Genomic DNA, 2,336 nt, shown 5'->3' with positions numbered 1-2,336 from the left:
GCTGCCGCGGGCGCTGATTGCGCTGCCGCGGGCGCTGTTTGAGCTGCCGCGGGCGTTGTCTGCGCTGCGGCTGGCGCCCCGCCAGCCAAGAGCAGCGCCAGCAGGATGGTGCGATCAAACATTCATACTCTCCCTCGATGCACTGAACTTATCAGCCTGCCCGCCATCCGCAAGGGGCCCAGGGCCATTGCCGGCACTACCGCTCACTGCTAACCTCAGGCGAATATTGGGGGAAAATATGCAAACGGTATCAACGCGTCCAACCATGCTTGGCATCGGCCTGAGGTCGTTGCTGCTCGTCACGCTGGCGCCGGCGCTAGCCTTCCCGGCGGCGGCACTGGCGCAGGAGCGCCGCCTGTCCCCCGACGATATGCAGCGGGTGGTGCGCATGGCCGATCCGCAGCTGTCCCCGGATGGCAAATCGGTTGCCGTGGTGATTTCCCGCGCCAATATGATCGACAATCGCTGGGATGGGCAGCTCACGCTGATCGATGTCGCCACCGGCGCGCAGCGGGTGCTCAGCCGGGATCGCCGCGGCCTGTCCAGCCTGCGCTGGTCGCCCGATGGCCAGACGCTGGCGTTTCTGGCCAATGATGCCGGCGGGCGCGCGCAGGTCCACCTGATGGCGATGGCCGGCGGCGATGCCCGGCAGCTTACATCCAGCAAAACCAGCGTGACCCATGTGTCGTGGCGGCCCGATGGCGCCGCGCTGGCCTATGCCGCCGCCGATGCCGAGCCTGAACGCACCGGCGAAGCCCGCTTTGAAGATGGCTTTGAAGTCGGCAACAACGGCTTTCTGGAGCGCGCCGCGCGCCAGCCCACCCATGTCTGGACGGTTGCCGTGGCTGACGGCGCGGTCAAACGCCTGACCAGCGGCGTGCGCTCCATTCCGATCGGCCTCGCGCCATCCGGGCCGCCGCCGCAACTGCGCTGGACGCCGGACGGTGCCAGCATCCTGTTTGCGCAGGCCGACACGTCTGCAGGCGGCGATGCCAGCAGCACCCGGCTGGCCATGATCGACGTGGCAAGTGGCGCGGTGCGGCCAGCACTGCCGAGCGCGTTGCCCAGCCCGGCCCGGCAATCGCAGCCGATCCTGTCGCCCGATGGCCGCGTCATGGCCTTTGTAACGGCGCGCGCCGGTATGGCCGCGCATCAGGACCGGGTGATGATCGCGGCCACCAGTGGCGGACCGGCCCGCGATGCCGCGCCGGATCTGGATGTGGCACTCGACGTGGTCGGCTGGCTGCCCGACAACAAGACGCTGCTGCTCAGCGGCACCGATGGCACGCGCAGCGGCCTGTGGGCGGCGCGCGATGGCAAGGCGGCCCGCATCAATCTCGGCGATCTCGATCCCGTGCAGGCCAGCGTGCAAGGCGGCGCCGTCACCTTCACCGCCACCACCGCTGACCGTCCGCCGGAATTGTTCACCATGGCCAGCATCACCGCCAAGCCCGCCGCCCTGACCAGGCTGCAGACAGTCACGGACGGCGCGGCGCTGGGCCGGCAGGAAAGCATCAGCTGGAAATCCGACGAACTTACCGCCGATGGCGTGCTCACCTACCCGCCGGGCTACACGCCCGGAACGCGCCTGCCGCTGGTGCTCTATATCCACGGCGGGCCGGTCGCGGCCTCCCGGCAATCGTTCAGCATGTCGCCGCAGCTGCTGGCCGCGCAGGGCTGGTTGGTGCTGGAGCCCAATTACCGCGGCAGCAACAACCGCGGCCACCGCTTTCAGGAGGCCATCCTGGGCGATGCCGTGGCCGGGCCGGGCCGCGATATAATGGCCGGCGTGGCGCTGTTGAACCAGCGCGGCCTGATCGATCCGGCGCGGGTGGCCGCCACCGGCTGGTCCTACGGCGGCATGATGACCAGCTGGCTGATCGGCGCCTATCCCGAAGCCTGGGCGGCGGCGGTGGCCGGTGCGCCGGTGACCGATATCGTCGATCAATATACCACCGCCGACGGCAATCGCGTCCGCGCCGCCCAATATGGGCCGTCGCCGTTCGTGGGTGACAATATGGCCAGCTATTCGCGGCAATCGCCGATTTTTTCGGCCTGGCGCGCCAAGGCCCCCACGCTGATCATGGCCGATGTCGGCGATTGGCGGGTGACGATTCCGCAGGCCTATAAATTGTACCGCGCGCTCAGCGACAACAACGTGCCGGTGAAATTCATTGCCTATCCGGTGCCCGGCCACAGCCCGGCCGATCCGATCCGGTCACGCGATGTATGGCGGCGCTGGGTGGATTGGTTGAAGCCCTATCTGAACACCGCTCAGCCAGCCAAACCCTGACGCTTCACAGCCAGCCCGCCGCCGCCAATTCGCGGCGGGCGGT

General features: G+C 68.3%; 1 protein-coding gene. It reads left to right on the top strand.

Annotated elements, in window-relative coordinates:
- Positions 1–265 precede the first annotated feature (265 nt).
- The gene (locus ABWP50_RS12535; protein WP_353218323.1) at positions 266–2,293 is read left to right on the top strand and encodes a S9 family peptidase; all 2,028 of its coding nucleotides are present in this window, start codon (positions 266–268) and stop codon (positions 2,291–2,293) included.
- The last annotated feature ends 43 nt before the right edge of the window (positions 2,294–2,336 follow it).

The organism is Sandarakinorhabdus sp. (genome assembly GCF_040398645.1).
Lineage (GTDB): Bacteria > Pseudomonadota > Alphaproteobacteria > Sphingomonadales > Sphingomonadaceae > Sandarakinorhabdus.
The sequence above is the reverse complement of the archived record's forward strand: the minus strand, read 5'-3'. Positions and strand labels throughout refer to the sequence as shown.